Annotated in this window: 15 protein-coding genes; 6 read left to right on the plus strand and 9 right to left on the minus strand. The window is 47.1% G+C overall.

Annotated elements, in window-relative coordinates; genetic code table 11:
• Positions 1-252: 252 nt before the first annotated feature.
• The 9 genes from der to ndk form a co-directional block, all read right to left on the minus strand.
• A complete protein-coding gene (gene der / locus R3P39_RS10730; protein ID WP_336567441.1) occupies positions 253-1,725 on the minus strand; it encodes a ribosome biogenesis GTPase Der in 1,473 nt (490 codons plus the stop codon).
• A 75-nt stretch (positions 1,726-1,800) separates the two neighbouring features.
• Positions 1,801-2,979 carry an outer membrane protein assembly factor BamB gene (gene bamB, locus R3P39_RS10735; RefSeq protein ID WP_336567443.1) on the minus strand — a complete coding sequence of 393 codons (1,179 nt, stop codon included), beginning with the start codon at positions 2,977-2,979 and terminating at the stop codon, positions 1,801-1,803.
• Positions 2,980-2,988: 9 nt separating this feature from the next.
• Positions 2,989-3,606, minus strand: coding sequence for a YfgM family protein (locus tag R3P39_RS10740; protein ID WP_336567444.1), 618 nt, complete (start codon positions 3,604-3,606; stop codon positions 2,989-2,991).
• A 9-nt stretch (positions 3,607-3,615) separates the two neighbouring features.
• Positions 3,616-4,893 (minus strand): histidine--tRNA ligase, encoded by a 1,278-nt coding sequence (gene hisS, locus R3P39_RS10745; protein ID WP_336567445.1) that lies wholly within the window; start codon positions 4,891-4,893, stop codon positions 3,616-3,618.
• Between the two features lie 109 nt (positions 4,894-5,002).
• Entirely contained in the window at positions 5,003-6,121 is a 1,119-nt protein-coding gene (gene ispG, locus R3P39_RS10750; RefSeq protein ID WP_336567446.1) for a flavodoxin-dependent (E)-4-hydroxy-3-methylbut-2-enyl-diphosphate synthase, read from the minus strand.
• A gap of 5 nt (positions 6,122-6,126) precedes the next feature.
• On the minus strand, positions 6,127-7,008 hold the full coding sequence (locus tag R3P39_RS10755; protein WP_336567447.1) for a RodZ domain-containing protein: 882 nt from the start codon (positions 7,006-7,008) through the stop codon (positions 6,127-6,129).
• Positions 7,005-8,477: a type IV pilus biogenesis/stability protein PilW gene (pilW, locus tag R3P39_RS10760; RefSeq protein WP_336567448.1), complete on the minus strand. Its 1,473-nt coding sequence runs from the start codon at positions 8,475-8,477 to the stop codon at positions 7,005-7,007. Before pilW ends, R3P39_RS10755 begins: the two co-directional genes overlap by 4 nt.
• Before the next feature lie 161 nt (positions 8,478-8,638).
• Complete coding sequence (locus R3P39_RS10765; RefSeq protein WP_336567449.1) at positions 8,639-9,775, minus strand: bifunctional tRNA (adenosine(37)-C2)-methyltransferase TrmG/ribosomal RNA large subunit methyltransferase RlmN; 1,137 nt, start codon at positions 9,773-9,775, stop codon at positions 8,639-8,641.
• 166 nt (positions 9,776-9,941) lie between these two features.
• Positions 9,942-10,373 carry a nucleoside-diphosphate kinase gene (ndk, locus tag R3P39_RS10770; protein ID WP_336567451.1) on the minus strand — a complete coding sequence of 144 codons (432 nt, stop codon included), beginning with the start codon at positions 10,371-10,373 and terminating at the stop codon, positions 9,942-9,944.
• Between the two features lie 1,551 nt (positions 10,374-11,924).
• On the opposite strand from ndk, the gene trhP reads away from it, so the two are divergent.
• The 6 genes from trhP (at position 11,925) to R3P39_RS10800 (ending at position 19,561) form a co-directional block, all read left to right on the plus strand.
• On the plus strand, positions 11,925-13,286 hold the full coding sequence (gene trhP, locus R3P39_RS10775) for a prephenate-dependent tRNA uridine(34) hydroxylase TrhP (RefSeq protein WP_336567452.1): 1,362 nt from the start codon (positions 11,925-11,927) through the stop codon (positions 13,284-13,286).
• On the plus strand, positions 13,286-13,534 hold the full coding sequence (locus R3P39_RS10780; protein ID WP_336567454.1) for a YfhL family 4Fe-4S dicluster ferredoxin: 249 nt from the start codon (positions 13,286-13,288) through the stop codon (positions 13,532-13,534). Before trhP ends, R3P39_RS10780 begins: the two co-directional genes overlap by 1 nt.
• Before the next feature lie 324 nt (positions 13,535-13,858).
• Positions 13,859-16,549: a PAS domain-containing sensor histidine kinase gene (locus R3P39_RS10785; protein ID WP_336567456.1), complete on the plus strand. Its 2,691-nt coding sequence runs from the start codon at positions 13,859-13,861 to the stop codon at positions 16,547-16,549.
• A gap of 1 nt (position 16,550) precedes the next feature.
• Positions 16,551-16,955, plus strand: a complete 405-nt coding sequence (locus R3P39_RS10790; protein ID WP_336567457.1) for a response regulator — start codon at positions 16,551-16,553, stop codon at positions 16,953-16,955.
• 2 nt (positions 16,956-16,957) lie between these two features.
• Positions 16,958-17,905, plus strand: a complete 948-nt coding sequence (locus tag R3P39_RS10795) for a diguanylate cyclase response regulator (RefSeq protein ID WP_336567458.1) — start codon at positions 16,958-16,960, stop codon at positions 17,903-17,905.
• Positions 17,906-18,838: 933 nt separating this feature from the next.
• Positions 18,839-19,561, plus strand: coding sequence for a helix-turn-helix transcriptional regulator (locus tag R3P39_RS10800; RefSeq protein WP_336567459.1), 723 nt, complete (start codon positions 18,839-18,841; stop codon positions 19,559-19,561).
• Positions 19,562-20,284 lie beyond the last annotated feature (723 nt).

Consider the following 20,284-nt stretch of genomic DNA (forward strand, 5'->3'; position numbering starts at 1 on the left):
TATCATGAATTTATATCGCGATGGTTTTACCTAACCAATGCCACAACAACTGCACCGTCACCCTGAACTTGATTCAGGGTCCATTGGGTCGCGGAATAAATCCGCTGCTACGGATTCGGTGGGGTTATTGAGCTTGGTGTTTGAAACATATGCACAATGTCGTAGCAGCGATTTTACATCGCGATGGTTTAAAATGGACTCCGGATCAACTCCGGATCAACTCCGGAGTGACGACTTTGGATGGCGCAGGTATCACTGCGACTTATTGCGGTTTTCTTTGGCAAAGGCGCGCAGTTTGCGCTTTTGCGATAGGGTCATTTTATTTGAACGGCCTGCGTATGGGTTGTCGCCTTCACGGAACTCGATTTTAATCGGGGTACCCATAATATTTAACGCTTTGCGGTAGTAGTTCATCAAATAACGCTTATAGCTATCTGGTAGCTCATGCACCATATTACCGTGGATCACGATACGTGGTGGGTTATAACCACCGGCGTGAGCGTATTTCAGCTTCACTCGGCGACCACGCACCAATGGCGGCTGGTGATCGGCTTGTGCCATGTCCATAATACGACGCAGCATGGCGGTACTAATGCGCTTAGTCGCCGACTCATAGGCCTCATCCACAGACTCAAATAAGTGGCCAACACCTGTGCCATGTAACGCACTGATAAAGTGTAAGCGCGCAAAGTCGACAAAACCCAGACGACGGTCAAGCTCGGTTTTAATCCGATCTTTAAGGTAGTCATCCAAGCCATCCCACTTATTCACCGCAATCACCAAAGAGCGGCCTGAGTTTAGGGCGAAACCTAATAAGCTTAAGTCTTGATCTGAGATCCCTTCGCGGGCATCCACCACTAATAACACCACATTGGCGTCTTCAATGGCTTTCAGGGTTTTAATGACTGAGAACTTCTCAACCACATCGCTGACTTTTTTACGCTTACGCACCCCTGCCGTATCAATCAAGATATACTCTTTATCGTTACGGGTCATTGGGATATAAATCGAGTCTCGGGTAGTGCCAGGCATATCGTAAACAATCACTCGCTCTTCACCCAGAATACGGTTGGTTAGCGTCGATTTACCAACATTAGGACGACCAATGATGGCCAGCTTTACCGGTTTATCGGTAAAGTCAGGCTTGTCTTCATCTTCTTCGTCGTGCTCTAAATAAAGCTCAGCAACGTCTTCGTCATTCTGCTCTAACTCGTCTTCTGCGGCGCTTAACTCAGCAATAACTGGCTGCAAAGTTAAATCCAGCAATTGCGTCACGCCACGGCCATGGGCTGCAGCAATTTGCTGTACGTCGCCCAGAGCAAGCTGATAAAACTCGGCGCAGTTTGAGTCGGCATCAATACCATCGGTTTTGTTTGCCACCACAAAGCATTTCTTTTGCTGTTTACGAAGGTGCTGCGCTATGGCTTGATCTGCAACCGTCATACCCACTCGTGCATCCACCAAAAACAAAACAATGTCTGCTTCTTCGATTGCCAGCAAGGATTGCTCTGCCATTTCGGTTTCAATGCCCTCTTCAGAGCCATCAATACCACCGGTATCTACCACGATAAACTCGTAGCCATCATAACTTGCCTGACCGTATTTACGGTCACGCGTCAAACCTGGAAAATCGGCAACGAGAGCATCACGAGTGCGGGTTAAACGATTAAACAGTGTGGACTTACCCACATTAGGTCGCCCAACAAGAGCGATCACAGGAAGCATAGACTACCTCTTTTAAAAACAACAAAAGGCTTCACCTAGCGGCGAAGCCCCATAAAAAACTTAACTTTCAGAGATTTACTGTGGTATTTGAACCGCGCTTAATTCACCATCGCGTGTTGTCACATACACTTTGTCATCAACAACAATCGGTTCAATATAAAATCCTGAACTATCGAACTCAGAGCGAGAAACCAACTCACCCGAGCTTTTATCCAACCAGTGAAGGTTTCCTTCCTGATCGCCTACCACGATGTAATCACCTGCTACCACAGGAGCCGTTAGATACCAACCACGTAATGCCGGTTGCGTCCAACGTTCAATCCCAGAGTCTTTATCCAAGGCATATAACACTCCTTCGCTGTCGACTAGGTAAATGGTGTTGAGCTCTAAGCTCAAGTCACGGTAGCTGCTGTATTCACGATCCCAAACTACGTTGCCGCTACGCACATCAATGGCCACTAGTTTACCATTATAGGCGATAGAATACACATAAGCGCCGCTAACAACCGGCTTGGTATCCACGTCGACTAGACGCTCAAACTCAGATGCGCCTTTTGGTACTGCAACGTCTGTGCTCCAAGCCGTAAAACCATTTTCAGCAATTAAGGTAGTCAGCTTGCCGCTTTCTTCACCAACCATGACACCGCCATTGGCACTGGTAGGTGAACTCAAGCCACGTAATGTAAGGGCTGGCACTTCTTGCTCATAAAACCAACGTTCTTCACCGCTATCTGGGTGCAACGCCAGTAACTTACCAGAGCCGAGGTTGACGTAAATAAGACCGTCACCGGCAGCAGGCGCCGACAGCGCTTCACCAGGCACTGACTTGCGCCACACCACTTCACCACTGTCGCGGTCAAGGGCTATGACTTCACCGTGCTCTGAACCAATATAAAGCTTGCCAAACGCTTGGGTAATACCGCCTGACAATTTCGCACTGTCGTTGTCTTCCCACGGCCAAAAGTTGGTGGTTTTTCTAACATCAACGCGCCACTTTTGCTCGCCCGTTTCGGTGTCAAAAGCACTCACTACACCGTCACGAGACGCTGAGAAAATGGTATTCTGGTAGCTCACCGGCGAGAGACGCGAAAAATAATGTTCAACGCCATCGCCGACACTTTCTTGCCACACCACTTCAGCTTCAAACTGATTGTTGATTTCTGGTAGTACTAGCTCATCTTCATCATTCGATGAGCAGCCGCTGGTTAACGCAGCCACACACAAAGCCAAAGAGGCCATTGTTAACTTCTTCATGGCAACTCCTTAAACCGCAGTTTTCGGTGCTAAATCATCCAATTTAATTTGCAGCATAGGGTTGTTAGCCCCGCCCTCTGCACTAAGCGCGGTTTGATAAGCTTCCCGTGCCTTTTCTTGTTCGCCTTGCGCTAAATAAATATCGCCTTTAATTTCAGCTTGCTGTGAGGCAAATGCCGCAGGCATTGGTTTCGCAAGGTTTGCAAGGGCTGCATCGTATTGCTCTTGTGCCACTTGTACACGCGCTAAACGCAGCAAAGCTGTTGCCTGTAGCTCAGGGTTTGCAACGTTTTCTGACGCCCACGTCAGCTTTTCTGCTGCCAGCGTTAAATCGTTGTTATCAACCGCTTCTTTTGCTGCCACAAAGGCCGCTAATACCGCGTAATTAGAGTCGCCATTTTCAGCTAAAAAACTATCAGCTTTGGCCAGTACATCATCGCTTTCAACCACTTGGGTGTACGCTTCTGATGTTGCTTCTGCATTGTCGATTTGGCTCTGGTTGTAAGCTTTCCAACCATACATACCACCAAGACCGGCAATGGCCGCTACCGCTAAGGTAATGCCATTTTCGCGGAAAAATCGTTTAATCGCTTCTGCTTGTTGTTCTTCTGTTGAATAAATTTCCATTCTTACCTCTTAGCTTACCAACTCAGCCAATAGCGTTTTCGCATCGGCCAGTGGCAAGGTGACTTGTTCTTTGTCTTCACGCAGATATTTTACCGTAACTTTGCCCTCAGCAAGTTCATCTTCACCGAGTACTAAAGCCACCTCAGCGTCGCTCTTATCTGCACGTTTGAATTGTTTTTTAAAGTTGCCGCCACCGCAGTGCATAAGCACCCGTAAACCCGCTACGTCGTCACGTAGTTGCTGTGCAATCACCGGCGCTTGAATGTTGGCTTGCTCACCCATGGCCACCACGTAAACATCGGCATTACGACGAATATCACCAATGCTCTCGAGTGTTTGCAGTAACAATACCAAGCGCTCCATGCCCATGGCAAAACCTACCGCAGGAGTGGCTTTGCCACCAAGCTGCTCAACCAGGCCATCGTAACGCCCACCGGCACACACAGTGCCTTGCGCACCTAAACTGGTTGTAACCCATTCAAACACGGTGCGATTATAGTAATCGAGACCGCGTACCAGCTTTTCATTAACTTGGTATTCGACGCCAGCGGCATCTAAACGTTCACACAAATTGGCAAAATGTGCTTTTGATTCCTCGTCTAAGTGTTCCGATAACTTAGGCGCATCCACTAAAACCGCTTGTACCTCAGGGTTTTTGCTGTCTAATACTCGCAATGGGTTACTGTACATGCGGCGTTTGCTGTCTTCATCGAGTGTGTCTTTGTGTTGCTCTAAATAAGCAATTAAGGCATCGCGATAATCCGCGCGAGCTTCGTTAGACCCCAACGAGTTCAGCTCTAGCTTAACGTGGTCTTGAATGCCAAACTGCTGCCATAAACGCGCTGTCATTAAGATCACTTCGGCATCAATATCCGCTGAAGCGATACCAAAGGTCTCAACACCAAACTGGTGGAACTGACGATAACGGCCTTTTTGCGGGCGCTCATGGCGGAACATTGGGCCCATGTACCAAAGACGCTGCTCTTGGTTATACAATAAACCGTTTTGATTTCCCGCACGTACGCACACCGCCGTGCCCTCAGGGCGAAGCGTTAGGCTGTCGCCGTTGCGGTCATCAAAGGTGTACATTTCTTTTTCTACGATATCGGTGACTTCACCAATAGAGCGCTTAAATAAATCGGTTGACTCAACAATGGGAAAACGAATTTCCTGATAGCCAAATGCCGCTACCGTATCTCTTAATACCGACTCTACTCTCTGCCAAATTTGCGTATCACCTGGCAGGCAATCATTCATTCCACGGATAGCTTGAAGTTGTTTTGTCACTGAAAACCCTAACTAAAATCTTATTTCTGCAAATATTTCGGCTACGGCTTATTTTGCCGCCGCAGCGTTTGCGCATCGAAAATGGCTTATATTAACGATTACGCCTGTATCAGTCGATGATTTTTACATCGATTTTTTCTTCTTGCTCTTTTTTCTCAACGTAATCGCGGATCTGCGCCTCAAGTTGTTCCACGATATTGTCGTTATCGATGCGCGTTTTTTGCCGTTCGCCATTGATATACAGTCCTGAGCGGCGATTTGCACCTGCGAGACCTAAGTCACTCACGAGCGCTTCACCTGGGCCATTCACCACACAACCAATGACCGACACGCTAATTGGAGCCGTAACATCTTCGAGGCGCTCTTCTAACTGGTTCATGGTGTTTACCACATCGAACTCTTGGCGTGAACAGCTTGGGCAAGCAATAAAGTTAATGCCTCGGGAACGGATCCGCAGTGACTTTAAGATATCAAAGCCCACTTTGATTTCTTGCACCGGATCAGCGGCCAGTGACACCCGTAAGGTATCGCCAATACCCTCGGCCAATAACATGCCAAGCCCTACCGCCGATTTCACCGAACCGGCTCTAAAACCACCGGCTTCGGTGATCCCCAAGTGCAGTGGCTGGTCAATTTCTTTGGCCAACAAACGGTATGCCCCTACCGCTAGAAAGACATCTGACGCTTTCACCGACACCTTAAACTGGTCAAAGTTGTGACGTTGAAGAATTTCCACATGGCGCATCGCTGATTCTAACAAGGCCTCTGGCGTCGGTTCGCCATACTTTTCTTGCAAGTCGCGCTCTAACGAGCCGCCATTGACGCCAATTCGGATCGGGATATTTTGCTCGCCGGCGGCGTCAATAACCGCACGAATGCGTTCTTCGCTACCAATGTTACCTGGGTTAATGCGCAAACAATCGGCGCCGTACTTAGCCACTTTAAGGGCAATACGGTAGTCAAAGTGAATATCGGTGACCAGTGGAATATCCACTTGCTCTTTAATGCTTTTGAAAGCTTCAGCGGCATCCATTGTCGGCACCGAAACCCGCACAATATCGGCTCCGGCATCTTGAATTGCTTTAATTTGTGCCACCGTCGCATCAACATCTAAGGTGTTGGTGTTGGTCATTGACTGCACGGCAATAGGCGCGCCGTCGCCGATGGGAACATTACCGACATTAATCCTGGTTGATTTTCTACGCTTAATAGGTGGTTCTGAAAACATGATAACTACTCTGTTAACGGTAAATTAAATTTGGCTAAACGGTTTTTCTCGAATTCCGGCAAGGTGATCGCCACCCCGTCTAATTCCACTTCAACGGCCTGATGTTTGCCTAACACCACTGAAAACGGCGCTTTGCCGGTCACCGTCATGGTGTAGCCGGCTTTTTTCACCCCAAAAGCGACGCGCTCCTGGGTGGCATCGAACATTTCGACCCAGCTTTCTTGTTTAAAATGCATCACCACAGTATTGCCTGTCGCCGCCGTAGCAGTTGTATTTGGCTGTGGTTTGGCTGCTGGCGCAGCCGCCGGTGCTACCGTATCGGTGACAACTTTATCCACTGCGGCATCTAGCTCTGAAGTGCTTGGCTCGGCCACCGGCTCAACAGTCGCGGCCTTATCACTTGCTTGCGCCGCTACCGGTGTCTCTGGCGCTGTAACCGCTTCACTGGTTTCGCCACTGAAAGGCTGCTCGGTGTTGTTGGTTTGCCAAAACCAGAAAGCCGACGAGCCTAGCACAATTGCCAATACAATGTAACTCACCAGCATTAAGCGGTTATCGTGGGCTTCTTTTTCTGTGCGTCGAGAAAAACTTTGCATGCGCCGTTTTTGCACTGGCACTTGCGGCTTTTGATACAAGGCCAACACCTCGTTGGCATCAATGCCCAGCAAGTTACAATAGTTTTTAATGTAGCCCTTCACAAACGTCTCAGGGCCTAAGCTTTGGTAATCGTCTTGCTCAAGCTTGGTGATTTGAGTGTGATTGAGCTTCAGCCGAGTTTCAATCTCAGCAAAACTAATCCCTGCCTTTTGTCTTGCCGTGGCAAGCGTCTGTCCTAGTGAAGGCTGATCTTGCTCGAGTGCCTCTGGCTCTTTACTGGTTTGGTTCATAAAACGTAATTAGTTGGGTCAACGATTAATACCGCGCGGCCTGCAGTTAAGTCCACGTCGGGGGTTAATTTATTCCATCGCATAATTTCATCGATCAACACACCATATCGATCGGCAATACTGAGTAAGGTGTCTCCCGGCGCAATTTCATGAGTAACATTGGGGTTTTTTAAATAGATCTTTTGTCCTGCATACAATCGCGATGATTCACGCACCTGATTATACGCCATAAGCTCGGCCATTTTGATATCGTATTTCACCGAAATGCTAAATAAATTTTCCCCTGCCACCACACGATGAAACGGCACTTGCGGCACCGACACGGCGGCATTTAATAACGCCACATCGGCGGCCTCAGAAGTCGAGCGCCCGCCACGCACAGGCTGAGTGCTTGACGATGGCGCCCTAAAGCTCACTTCACCCGGTTGGGGCTGGTAAAACTCCACCTTGGCCGGCTCAGCACGTGCGGTTGCCGCAGCCTTACTCGCTGATGCCGAAGTATCACTGTTGTCACTTGGCATCGCGGCGGCATTATTAGACCCAGAGAGTGAATCTTGGGTGAATGTCGTTGCCTGCTGCGGGGGCGTTTTTTTGCGTTTAATTTTTATTTTGGGGTTAGCCACAATGTGCCGTGGAGAATTATCCGTAAGCTTACTTAGCGCCGCTTCGCGCACACGGTTGCGCAGGCGCTCAAACTCACTGGCGGCGGTATTGTCGGTGAGTATCAATGCCGCTTGCGACGACTTCGGGTAAGTTTGCACTAAGGTGGTGGCAATGTCTTGGGCTTTATTTAGGTGCCCCATTTGCACATGCACCAAATGGCTTAGCAATAAACTCCGTGGTGAAATATAGCCGCGCTTAAGCATGGTATCTAGGGCTTCTTCTGCCGCCAAAAAATCGCTTTTGGCATAATAGAGCCCAGCTAATGCCACCAATGCTGAAACCCGCTGACCTTCGTGCTTCACGGCGCTTTTCAGGTAGTCTTCTGCCAATGCGAACTCATTTTGTTTCATGGCACACAGCGCAAGGTTTTCGTAGCTGGCGGCCACACGCAAATAGCTTGGCACGTCGATGGCTTTAAAAAAGTACTCACTGGCCTTGTCATATTGGCCAATGCGGCATAAAAAGGTGCCGTAATTATTGAGGGTGTTTGGATCATTGGGCTCAATATCTAACGCCGCCTGATAGGCGTTATCGGCGCGCTGCTCTTCACCTACCTGCTCATAATAATAAGCCAGTGAATAATGTGCTTCGGCAAGACGCGGGGCCAATTTCAAGGCGCGTTCAAAGTTATATTTAGCTGAGGTGTTGTTACCAGAATTTAGGTATTCTAACGCCAGAGCGATGCGCGTTTTGGCGGCATTGACGTTATTAACTTGCTGCTCGGGCACAGGACGGCCATCGGAGCGATAACTGTTTTCAGTTACACAACCAGTTAAAAGCAGGCTGGTACTTATTAGTAATGGCACTGCCCAGCCCATTGTGCGATTTCTTCGCGATTGCATCACTCACCTTTGCTTGCCACTCGAACGTACGTGTGCCCTATATTACCCAAAAGGCTAAGAGATTCATCTATTTTTTCAAAACATTATCCTCACCGTGCAAACTCAGCTGCACGGTGAGCAAAGCATTATTCCGCGCTGGCGTTAATGGCAATGGCGTTGTCTTCACGCTGCTTTTTCTTAGCTAAGCGTTTAGTTCTATCCACTACGTCACCCACTAACTGGCCACAAGCAGCGTCAATGTCGTCGCCACGAGTACGGCGTACAATACAGGTTAAGCCAGCTGCTTGCAGTACCTTTGAAAAACGGTCAATACGACTGTTACTTGAGCGACCATAGTCATTGCCCGGGAATGGGTTGAATGGGATCAAGTTGATTTTCACCGGCGTGCCTTTAAGCACTTCCACTAATTCGTGAGCGTGGTCGGTGCTGTCGTTTACTTCTTGCAGCATCACGTACTCAATGGTGATGTCTTTGTTGGCTTTAGAACCGTCGATATAACGACGACATGCCGCTAAGAACTCTTCAATAGGGTACTTTTTATTGATGGGTACCAGCACATCGCGCAGTGGGTTGTTCGGCGCATGAAGTGAAATGGCCAAGGCCACGTCGATTTTTTCTTTCAGAATATCCAGTGCCGGAACCACCCCTGAAGTACTCAAGGTAACGCGACGCTTCGACAGGCCAAACGCCCAGTCGTCCATCATCAGTTCCATGGCAGGAACCACATTATTCAGGTTAAGCAAAGGCTCACCCATGCCCATCATGACCACGTTGGTAATAGGGCGCTTAGTGCTGTCGCCGTTTTGTAGGCCAATATCGGTGGCCACACGCCACACCTGACCAATGATCTCCGAGACTTTTAAGTTACGGTTAAAGCCCTGCTGCGCGGTGGAGCAGAAAGTACACTCTAGCGCACACCCCACCTGTGATGACACGCACAAGGTAGCGCGGTCTTTTTCTGGGATCCAAACGGTTTCAACTTCTTGGCCGCCTTCTAGTAGCAAGGCGTATTTGATGGTGCCGTCGCTGGCTTGTTGCTTCACTGAAATTTCCGGCGCTTTGATCTCACACTCGGCTTGCAAACGCGCGCGCAACTTTTTGTTGAGGTTGCTCATATCATCGAAGTTATCGACACCAAAATGATAAATCCATTTCATCACCTGATCCGCGCGGAAGGGCTTTTCGCCGTACGATGCAAACAACTCGCGCATCCCCTCGCGATTTAAATCAAGTAAGTTAATTTTTTTCTCGGTAGTGGTCATGAAACAACCTCGGTTAAAGACGGTAAGAACAGCTTAAATGGCAATAGCGCATTGTACAAAAAAGCAGCAACTATCACAAATGCATTTTGCTCAGTATGACTATTGAGCAAAAGACACTAGGACAAAAAAAGGGCTCGAAAGCCCTTCTTTGGCAACCCAGCTCGAATTAACGAGTACGTGGGCAGATTTCTTCTTCTGCGAAGAAGTAAGCGATTTCGCGAGCAGCAGACTCAGGTGCGTCAGAACCGTGAACTGCGTTTTCGTCGATGCTTTGTGCGTAGTCAGCACGTAGAGTACCAGCTAGTGCTTCAGCAGGGTTAGTTGCACCCATGATTTCACGGTTTTTACGGATAGCGTCTTCACCTTCAAGAACCTGAACCATTACAGGGCCTGAAGTCATGAATTCAACTAGTGCACCGAAGAAAGGACGCTCTTTGTGCTCAGCGTAGAAACCTTCCGCTTTCTCTTGAGAAAGGTGAACCATTTTTGATGCAACGATTTTAAGACCAGCAGACTCAAAACGGTTGTAGATAGCACCGATGTGGTTTTTAGCTACCGCATCAGGCTTAACGATTGAAAAAGTACGCTCTAAAGCCATCTTTTTTGCTCCAAAGTTAGAATGTGAATATTGACGGCCGCGAATTATACGCGCTTTGGTAGAAAAAACCTACTATCTAACGCAGTTTCTTATCCAAGAAATACAACTTAGCGTTATTTCGCATCGCCTTCGCTTCGCTCACCTTAAAAGATCCCGGCGTAAAGCCGGTCCTACAAGGACCAGTGAAAGGTGTAGGCGCGATTTTATATCGCGCTAAGAGACCCCGGCATAAAGCCTGTCCCACTAAGGAGCTTTAGGTTGAGATATCACTGCGGTATACATCCGCGGCGACATAACTCGTCACCCTGAACTTGATTCAGGGTCCATTGGGTCGCGGAATAAATCCGCTGCTACGGGTTCGGTGGGGTTATTGAGCTCAGTGTTTTGAGCACACGCACTATGCCGTAGCAGCGATTTTATATCGCGATTGTTTTTATGATCTTATATCGTGATGGTTTTGCATGGGCTCCGGATCAAGTCCGGAGTGACGGGCTTTGATAGTGATAGGTACGCTAAAAGATCCCGGCATAAAGCCAATCCCAGTAAGGAGCTTTAGGTTGAGATATCACTGCGGTATACATCCGCGGCGACATAATTCGTCACCCTGAACTGGATTCAGGGTCTATTGGGTCGCGGAATAAATCCGCTGCTACAAAATGCGTCACCCTGAACTGGATTCAGGGTCTATTGGGGTCGCGGAATAAATCCGCTGCTACATAATTCGTCACCCTCAACTGGATTCAGGGTCCATTGGGTCGCGGAATAAATCCGCTGCTACAAAATGCGTCACCCTGAACTGGATTCAGGGTCCATTGGGGTCGCGGAATAAATCCGCTGCTACGGGTTCGGTGGGGTTATTGAGTTCAGTGTTTTGCGCACACGCACTATGCCGTAGCAGCGATTTTATATCGCGATTGTTTTCATGATTGTACACGCGATAAAAAGGTATCGATGTCGTTGCAATGGTTTTATATGGATTCCGGATCAAGTCCGGAATGACGGCCTTCGGTAGGCGCGATTTTATATCGCGCTAAGAGATCCCGGCATAAAGCCTGTCCCACTAAGGAGCTTTAGGTTGAGATATCACTGCGGTATACATCCGCGGCGACAAAATGCGTCACCCTGAACTGGATTCAGGGTCTATTGGGGTCGCGGAATAAATCCGCTGCTACGGGTTCGGTGGTGATATTGAGAACGGTGCTTCAAACAAATGCACTATGTCGTAGCAGCGATTTTATATCGCGATTGTTTTCATGATTTTATATCGCGATTGTTTTTATGATCTTATATCGCGATGGTTTTTATAATCTTATACCGTGATGGTTTTGCATGGGCTCCGGATCAAGTCCGGAGTGACGGGATTTGGTAGGCGCGATTTTATATCGCGCTAAGAAATCCCGGCGTAAGCCGGTGCGACAAAGGGATAAGCGTGTGGCGGTGCGAAATGCTGATCTAAATCAAAATTTGTTGCTGGTCATTCTTCTATACTGCGCCGCTTTTAATAATCACTCAGCAGCTGACCCGTAATCAGTTCAATGTATGAGGTAAACCATGTTTGTACCAGAACTTCTTTCTCCTGCCGGTAGTTTAAAAAATATGCGTTATGCATTTGCCTACGGTGCCGATGCCGTGTATGCCGGACAACCCCGTTATAGCCTGCGTGTACGCAATAATGAATTTGACTTGGCCACACTTGAGCTTGGCATCAACGAAGCCCATCAGCAAAACAAAAAGTTTTACGTGGTATCCAATATCGCGCCCCATAACGGTAAAGTAAAAACGTACTTACGTGATATTGAACCGGTTATTGCAATGGGGCCTGATGCCCTAATCATGTCCGATCCTGGCCTAATTATGCTGGTACGGGAAAAATGGCCAGATATGCCGATCCACCTTTCAGTGCAAGCCAATGCCGTGAACTATGCCGCGGTGCAATTTTGGGCCAAACAAGGCATTGAACGAGTGATTTTATCTCGCGAGCTATCACTGCAAGAGATTGAAGAAATTCGCACCTTATGCCCCGACACTGAACTTGAAGTGTTTGTACATGGTGCACTGTGCATGGCCTACTCCGGCCGCTGTTTATTATCTGGCTACATTAACAAGCGCGACCCCAACCAGGGCACTTGCACCAATGCCTGCCGTTGGAGTTATGACGTAAAACCAGGTCAAGAAACCGCTACAGGCGACGTGGTGCATAAAGTCGACCCGAAAGCGATTATTCCAACTTTAGGGGAAGGCCAGCCCACCGATGAAGTATTTATGCTCGAAGAGCAAGGTCGCCCTGGTGAATACATGCCCGCTTTTGAAGATGAACATGGCACTTACATCATGAACTCAAAAGACTTGCGCGCAGTTCAATACGTTGACCAGCTCACGCGCATGGGTGTGCACAGTCTAAAAATTGAAGGCCGTACCAAGTCATTTTACTACGTTGCCCGCACTGCACAAGTCTATCGCAAAGCCATTGATGATGCCGTTGCCGGTAAGCCGTTTGATCCTAGCTTAATGAAAACACTAGAGAACCTGGCTCACCGTGGTTACACCGAGGGCTTTTTAAAGCGCCACGCCCATCAGGATTACCAAAATTACGAGTATGGCCACTCCATTTCCGAACAGCAGCAATTTGTCGGCGAGGTGCTCGGTCGTAACAGCAATGGCTTGGTTGAAATTGATGTAAAAAATAAGTTCTGTACTGGGCATAGCCTCGAGCTTATGACACCCAAAGGAAACATTCAATTTAACCTCGAACACATGGAAAATAAAAAAGGTGAAACCATTAATGATGCCAAGGGATCAGGCCATATTGTGCAAATCCCATTGCCGCAAGAGATCGATCTTGAACATGCCATTTTAATGCGTAACTTAGGTGACCATGAGGATACCCGTAACCCTCATAAAAAGGTGTCGTAATGGCGCTATTGATCAACGATAAATGCATTAATTGTGATATGTGCGACCCAGAGTGCCCTAATCAGGCCATTTATATGGGTGACAAGATTTATCAAATCGACCCAGATAAATGCACCGAATGCGTGGGTCACTATGATAATCCAACCTGCGTTAGCGTTTGCCCAATTGATTGCATTAAACCCGATCCGGATCATCGCGAGAGCTTAGATCAACTGGCAGAAAAATACCTCAGCCTCACCGAGGGCTAACTAAACTGTTAATGACCACAGCCGAGTAATTACTATTTTTACACGGCTGTGGTTGGCCATATTACGCCCCATTTTCCTTGCCTATTTTGCAACAAAGCAAGATCAGCCATTTTCATCATCTTCGAGTCGAAATTTCACCCAAATAGGCTACAGTTAAAGCTATTAGTCAGTGGCTTGCTGTAAGTACTGCAGCTAGGTGTTACGCCACTATGACTTTAAGCTTGCTCAAGGTAAGAGACTCAACCTGACACTCGCACTCTCTGCTTTCGAACAAGACCGCTTAGTAAAGCAAAATGGTATGATTATTTTGTGTAAGGACATAACATGGATCTGAACTCGCTCGAGTCATTTTTTCACAATGCCTATATGCCCCATGGGCACTGTTATTTGTGGCAATCTCACATTTTATGGACCAATGTTGTCTCCGATATCTTAATCGCTGCAGCCTACTTTTCTATTCCCATGGCCATTATGATTTACGCAAAAAAGCGCCCCGATATTGCAAAAAACTGGGTCGCCATCTTGTTTTGTGCCTTTATTACTTTATGTGGCCTCACCCACCTTATTGGCGTTTACACCGTATGGCATGGTGCTTACGGTATTCACGGTATCGCCAAAGCCATTACCGCCATCATCTCAATGCTGACCGCGGTTTACTTATTCCGACTTATTCCCAGTGCCGTTACCTTGCCCACGCCGCTGCAATATCGTGGGGTGAGAGATAAACTCAGACGTGTCACCTCGGAAAAACAAGCGCTGCACACCCAGCTTGGCGAGCAAAAAGTGACTGAGTTTATGCTCGACGCCTTACCCACCAGCGCGTTAATGCTCGATGAGCTACTAAGCGTAAACCGATGCAACCCCTATTTTTACCGAGAGCTTGGCTATGACTCTCCACAGCCGCTGATTGGAAAACGCCTGAACGAAATTGTCAGTCTCGATGACCCGTTTGATAGCCTAGAGTCCATTAGCCAATCGTTACTTAATCAAAGTGACTTTAGTAAAGAAGCCTTGTGCCATGTTATTGATAAAGAGGGTAACCAAATCCCTATGGAAATGCGCTTAGTGCAAGAGCAGTTTGATGGTCAGAACTTTATTCTCGCCGTGTTCAATAATATGACCTCCCTTAAGCGCACAGAAAAAGCCTTGGCCGAGTCCAGTGAACAGGTTAATCGTGCTGTCAATGCCACTGAAGACGGCATTTGGGAATGGAATGTGCCAGATAACCGGGTTAGCTATTCAGCACGTTTAAAACGCATGATTGGCAAGCTAGACGATGACGAGGTGAGCTTTGAAGATTGGTTTGAGCATATTCACCCCGACCATCGCAGTAAAGTGCAAGCCGCTATTGATGAGCACTTTACTAGCAAAGAGCAATATCACATTGAGTACCTTGGCCGTGACAATAATCACCAGTACGCTTGGTTTTCGGCTGTGGGCAATAGCACGTTCGACGCCCAAGGCAACCCCCTATTAATGTCTGGGGCACTGCGTAATATCCATCATAAAAAATCGTTAGAGCTGCAAGTAGCTGAGAAAAATAAAATTCTTAATGCCATTTACGACGGTGCCAGCCAAGCTATTTGGCAATTAAAGGTGGAACCAAATTATGAGTTTCGTTTTTTAGAGTTTAACAAGCTTGCCTGTCAGCGCACTGGGGTTAGTTTTGAACAAGTGGCAAATAAAACCCTTAGCGAGCTGCGCGACAAGGTATTTGATAGCAAGCTAGTGGATAAAATCGCCAAAAACTATCGTCTATGTGTTGATGTTGCCAAACCCATTGATTACACCGAAATGATCCCCCATCAAGAGCGCGAGCGTTGGTATCAAACCACCCTCTATCCGTTAAAAAATAATCAGGGTGAAGTGGAGCAAATTGTTGGCATTGCGGTGGATATTACTGCCAGAAAAGCAGCCGAGCAGGAGCTTGAAGATAATCAGCGCTTTTTACAACGGATCATCGATTCCGCCGTGTGTGGTTTGTATTTGTATGATTTAAAACAAGCGCGAACCACTAAAATAAACAAACGCTATACCCAGCTGGTTGGCTATCAACAGCACGATTTGGCTGCTACTGACATTGACGCACTATTTCACCCCAGTGAGCTCGCCCTAGTTGAAGCACACATAGAAGAGGTAAAGGCCAGCGAGGATGGCCAGTTACTGCCACTTAAATACCGTTTTAAACACAAAGCCGGCCACTGGATTTGGTGTTACGCCGTCGATACCGTACTTACTCGCGATGACCACGGCAATGCCGAATTAATGCTTAGCACGTTCGTCGATATGACCGAGCAGACCGAGCTATTAATCAAGCTGCAAGAGTCTAATGCCCAGCTCGAGCAGTTTGCCTATTTAGCGTCCCATGATCTGCAAGAGCCGTTAAGAAAGATCACCGCTTTTTCAGATAGCTTAGCAGAGCGGATAACGCCGCAACTGCCCGACTATGAAGACGCCAAGTTTGAACTAGAGCGCTTAGTCAGTGCCAGTCAACGCATGCGCACCATGATCCAAGACTTGCTCAAATTGTCGCGTTTGCACTCGCACCAACTCAAATTACAAGACACCAATCTCAGTATTATCCTCGAAGATGTCTGTGAAATACTCAGTTTTAGTATTGAGGAAAGCCAAACAGAAATCAGCTTAGAGCACGGCGATATTATGGTGCAGCTAGACGCATCATTGTTTATCCAGGTATTACAAAATCTGATCAGTAACAGTATTAAGTTTAAGCGCGACAATAGTGCACCACAGATCCGCATCGACTGCCAGCAAAAAGGCCAGCAGCTGGTGATCCATTATCAAGATAATGGCATTGGCATTCCAGCCGCAAGACAGCAACAAATATTTGAGCCGTTTAAGCGCTTCGGTGGTAACCAAGAGCAAGGCAGTGGCATAGGGCTTTCTTTGTGTAAAGAAATCATCAAGCTACATGGTGGCACTATCTGTTGCCACGATTGTGATAATGGCGCACTGTTTGAAATTACACTGCCGCGGCAAGCTAAGGAGTCATAACGTGGAATTACTATTAGTTGAAGATGACCCAGATGATATCTACTTTTTTAAACGTGCTTACACCAGTGTGGCAAATCGTCCTAGTCTCAAAGTATTTAATGATGGTTGCGAATTGCTGCACTATATTAAGCACTGTGAAACCCTAGGCCAAGTGGTGTTGCTGGATTTAAATATGCCCAACATGTCGGGGTTTGAAGTGATGGCAGCACTCAGTGAGCAGCAACTCACTAGCAACTTAATTATTGTGTGTTACACCACTTCAACCCATCACAGCGATATCAACAAGGCCTATCAACTCGGTGCTAAGTCATATATCACGAAACCGGGGCGTTTAGGCGATTTAGAGAACTTGATAAAACTAGTTAAGCAATACTGGTTTGATCATAACCATGCGGTAAAAGGATGACGATGAATACCTGGTTAATTTACCTGCTTGAAGACAACGACGAAGACGCTTATCTGGTCAAGCGCACCCTGGCTGATATGAGTGGTAAACATAAATTTAAGGTTAAGCATTTCAAAACCTTGGATGAGCTAAATCAAGCGTTGAAAAATTTTAAACCAGAAACCCTGCTGATCGATCTTAATATCGAAGAAAGCCATGGGCTCAACACCTTGCTGGCAGTAAAACAAATGTCTACCAGCGCCCCTATTGTGGTGCTTACCGGTATTTCCGAGGAAGCTTTCGGTGAAAAGGCGATCCAGCTAGGCGCACAAGATTACATTCCTAAGCATGAAGTAACCGGCCCTTTGCTTTGCCGCACCATTAAATTCTCTAAAGAGCGTTATGAGATGCAACGTAACCTCGAAAACCTGGTCATTATGGACCGGCTCACTATGCTGCATAATCGTGGCGCGTTTGATAACGAAATCGAGCGCACCATTTCTGATTCAGAGCGCTATGGCCATGGTTTTGGCTTATTATTTATCGATTTAGATAACTTTAAGCCCGTTAACGACAACCTCGGTCACCAAGCAGGAGATCAATTATTAAAAATTCTCTCAGCTAAATTAAAAATGTATAAGCGCGCCTCGGATTTTGTTGCTCGCTATGGCGGTGATGAATTTGTGGTGATAGCCCCTCACCTCACGGAAAAAAATCAGTTAAGAAAATTAGCCCAACACAAATACGACCTATTAAGCGATACTTACTGCCTCCAAGATGAGCAAAACCAATTGCAAGAAATACACCTAAAGCTCAGCATTGGTGCCGTAATCTACCCAACCGACGCCAACAGCGCCGATGAGCTCGTCGCCAAAGCCGACAAAGCCATGTACGCCGCAAAATCACAAGGGTTACCTTATGTGATTTATTCTGAGCTAAACCAAAGTGACCCTGATCCAAGCCAGGAATAACATACTATCGCGATGTAACATTATGAAAACCATCGCGATATAAAATCATAAAAACAATCGCGATATAAAATCGCTGCTACGACATAGTGCATGTGTTTGAAGCACCGTTCGCAATAACACCACCCAACCCGTAGCAGCGGATTTATTCCGCGACCTCGTGACCACAACACATAACCATAAAAACAATCGCGATGTAAAATCATGAAAACAACCGCGATATAAAATCATAAAAACAATCGCGATATAAAATCGCTGCTACGACATTGTGCATGTGTTTGAAGCATCGTTCTCAATATCACCACCCAACCCGTAGCAGCGGATTTATTCCGCGACCTCGTGACCACAACACATAACCATAAAAACAATCGCGATGTGAAATCATGAAAACAACCGCGATATAAAATCGCTGCTACGACATAGTGCATGTGTTTGAAGCATCGTTCTCAATATCACCACCGAACCCGTAGCAGCGGATTTATTTCGCGACCCCAATGGACCCTGAATCAAGTTCAGGGTGACGTATTTTGTAGCCGCGGATTGACTCCGCGGAAAGACCTCACCTAAAACTCCCTTGTAGGACCGGCTTTACGCCGGGATCTTTTAGCGCGATATAAAATCGCTGCTACGACATTGTGCATTTGTTTGAAGCATCGTTCTCAATATCACCACCGAACCCGTAGCAGCGGATTTATTTCGCGACCCCAATGGACCCTGAATCAAGTTCAGGGTGACGTATTTTGTAGCAGCGGATTGACTCCGCGGAAAGATCTCACCTAAAACTCCCTTGTAGGACCGGCTTTACGCCGGGATCTTTTAGCGCGATATAAAATCGCGCCTACACATAATGCCACGCTAAAACATAAAATAAAGTTCAAATTATTGTAAAAAATATGTATATTAAATTTTACTAAAAACTAAGGTGCAGGATTAAGAATGACTGGAAAGGACGGTTCTAGCATGGCAAAGCATTGGCAAAGCCGTGAGATTTTTATCTTAACTCACCCTAATGCTGATACCAGTAGTGAAGTTTACATCTTACTTGTTAAAGTACTAGAAACTTTGGCGGGCACAGTCAAAATAGACACAAAATTACCCGATGCTGCTCTAAAGACTGCCATTTCATTGTTTGTGATTGATGTTGAGCACCGTGATTGCAACGAACTCATCAGCCCTGAAATCAAACAGCTCGCCATGCAGCACCATGTGGTGCTTTTCAATGCTGAACGCGGCACAGTAAGCGAAAAAACCGCGCTATTTGGCAATGTAAAAGGCTTGCTGTATCAAGATGCTTCACCACAAACACTATTCAATGGCATAACCAGCGTGCTCGAGGGTGAACTGTGGTTTTGCCAACATGCCGTTGCCACGGCGTTCAGTGAACTGTTATCGGCCATGCCAAAGCCGGTAAAACACAGTGATATTATCGTTGGTAATGACCAACTAAGCCGCCTTACCTCAAGAGAAAAGTCTGTGATCAAGCTCATCGCGTCGGGGGCTAAAAATGAAGACATTGCCGATCAGCTTAATATCAGCAACCACACGGTTAAAACCCATATTTACAGCGCATTCAAAAAAACCAATTCTCGCAACCGCGTGGAGCTTGCAAATTGGGCGTTGCGCCATATCCCCCTGGTAGGTGCGGCCTTTTCTGGGTAGGACCGGCTTTACGTCGGGATCTTTTAGCGCGATATAAAATCGCGCCTACAACGTTCCCCTGTTGCGTTATAAAACCGCGCCTACCACAGGCCGTCATTCCGGACTTGATCCGGAGCCTAGGTTAATCGCGATATAAAGCCATAAAAACAATCGCGATATAAAATCGCTGCTACGACATCGTGCATGTGTTTCAAATACCGAGCTCAATAACCCCACCGAGCCCGTAGCCGCGGATTTATTCCGCGACCCCAATGGACCCTGAATCAAGTTCAGGGTGACGATACATTTAACAATGTGGAAGGTTGAGTTGTAGGACCGGCTTTACGACGGGATCTTTAGCGCGATATAAAATCGCGCCTACAACGTTCCCCTGTTGCGTTATAAAATCGCGCCTACCAAAGGCCGTCATTCCGGACTTGATCCGGAATCCATATAAAACCATTGCAACGACATCGATACCTTTTTATCGCGTGTACAATCATGAAAACAATGGGGATATAAAATCATAAAAACAATCGCGATATAAAATCGCTGCTACGGTATTGTGCATATGTTTGAAGCATCGTTCTCAATATCACCACCGAACCCGTAGCAGCGGATTTATTCCGCGACCCCAATGGACCCTGAATCCAGTTCAGGGTGACGAGTTTTGTAGGGCGGATTTATTCCGCGACCCCAATGGACCCTGAATCCAGTTCAGGGTGACGTATTTTGTAGGCGCGG

This window comes from Pseudoalteromonas sp. UG3-2 (assembly GCF_037120705.1).
Lineage (GTDB): Bacteria > Pseudomonadota > Gammaproteobacteria > Enterobacterales > Alteromonadaceae > Pseudoalteromonas.

Excerpts from the sequence above, each read along its gene's own strand:
- R3P39_RS10785 (WP_336567456.1), top strand. The coding sequence starts at position 13,859 with ATGGATCTGAACTCGCTCGAGTCATTTTTTCACAATGCCTATATGCCC.
- R3P39_RS10765 (WP_336567449.1), bottom strand. The coding sequence starts at position 9,775 with ATGACCACTACCGAGAAAAAAATTAACTTACTTGATTTAAATCGCGAG.
- bamB (WP_336567443.1), bottom strand. The coding sequence starts at position 2,979 with ATGAAGAAGTTAACAATGGCCTCTTTGGCTTTGTGTGTGGCTGCGTTA.
- R3P39_RS10795 (WP_336567458.1), top strand. The coding sequence starts at position 16,958 with ATGAATACCTGGTTAATTTACCTGCTTGAAGACAACGACGAAGACGCT.
- ispG (WP_336567446.1), bottom strand. The coding sequence starts at position 6,121 with ATGTTTTCAGAACCACCTATTAAGCGTAGAAAATCAACCAGGATTAAT.
- ndk (WP_336567451.1), bottom strand. The coding sequence starts at position 10,373 with ATGGCTTTAGAGCGTACTTTTTCAATCGTTAAGCCTGATGCGGTAGCT.
- R3P39_RS10740 (WP_336567444.1), bottom strand. The coding sequence starts at position 3,606 with ATGGAAATTTATTCAACAGAAGAACAACAAGCAGAAGCGATTAAACGA.
- der (WP_336567441.1), bottom strand. The coding sequence starts at position 1,725 with ATGCTTCCTGTGATCGCTCTTGTTGGGCGACCTAATGTGGGTAAGTCC.
- R3P39_RS10780 (WP_336567454.1), top strand. The coding sequence starts at position 13,286 with ATGGCGCTATTGATCAACGATAAATGCATTAATTGTGATATGTGCGAC.
- trhP (WP_336567452.1), top strand. The coding sequence starts at position 11,925 with ATGTTTGTACCAGAACTTCTTTCTCCTGCCGGTAGTTTAAAAAATATG.
- R3P39_RS10755 (WP_336567447.1), bottom strand. The coding sequence starts at position 7,008 with ATGAACCAAACCAGTAAAGAGCCAGAGGCACTCGAGCAAGATCAGCCT.
- R3P39_RS10800 (WP_336567459.1), top strand. The coding sequence starts at position 18,839 with ATGACTGGAAAGGACGGTTCTAGCATGGCAAAGCATTGGCAAAGCCGT.